A 903-nucleotide genomic window follows, 5' to 3' on the forward strand; every position below is an offset into this window, starting at 1 on the left:
CTTATAAGTCCCGCACCTATATAAGGACTTATATTCCATTTTGCAGGNTTCTCNAAGGAGGGNCGGAAGAATGAGGATATATTCAGNAGGAGATCGGCATGANAGCTGCTAAAAGGCTGGGATGTTCGTTGGCTNTCNACNAANCTAATNCCTTGATAAGCGATTCTCGTGCCGAAGTATGGCGAGTGCCATTTACCTATAGNAAAATGCAAACCGAACTTGGTNCTNCCGTAAAAATCCGTGTGTGAGACAGGATTACCCAAAAATGATATAAAACCACCATGAGCGGAGACAAACCAATTGTCTCCNAATCCTGACAGNTCATATTTCACATGGCTGTCTATCGGATTNGNCAGGGTTGCGGAAGAACTCNCATAGTTNGCNGAAACNTCGTACTGGGATTTTACATAGATTTGTTCATTATTACCGTACACTACTTGTGCATGGGTGTCGTGACCTACAAGTGTAAGGACTGACAACAAAATGAGATACTTGTTCATCATATATTTTATTCTTTGCTTATATTTATATTCTATTACAGTCTCTCGGCCGCTGCATCATAGAGATAGAGCTTATGTTTCATGATAATACGCTCGCATCTTTGTACATAATCTCTTGCCGTGGCATACCCAGCGGCTTTAATGGAAACAAGCCAGTTATGAAAATCTTTAGAGCTATATTTTCTGCACCGCTTGTAACGTTCGCTTAACAATAGTCTTGAATGATATTCCATGCTGGTTTCTGGAGAAGCGAAATTGCAAAACTTTTCGTTGGGACGATCATCATCATGGAGGCTATATGGCAGTCCACTTTCCAGCCAATCTTTATTGGCTTTGATACCGAAGTAGTTGAATCCTGCTTGGGCAAGACTGCTTTTCCCCCAACGGCTTTCAAGTGCCATCT

At 41.8% G+C, this 903-nt stretch carries 1 protein-coding gene; it reads right to left on the reverse strand.

Going from position 1 to position 903, the window contains the following annotated elements:
- Window positions 1-535: 535 nt before the first annotated feature.
- A partial coding sequence (locus HMPREF9304_RS12210) for a glucosaminidase domain-containing protein (protein ID WP_036929624.1) occupies window positions 536-903 on the reverse strand: 368 nt, incomplete at its 5' end.

This window comes from Hoylesella timonensis S9-PR14 (assembly GCF_000762405.1).
GTDB classification, from domain to species: Bacteria; Bacteroidota; Bacteroidia; order Bacteroidales; family Bacteroidaceae; genus Prevotella; species Prevotella timonensis_A.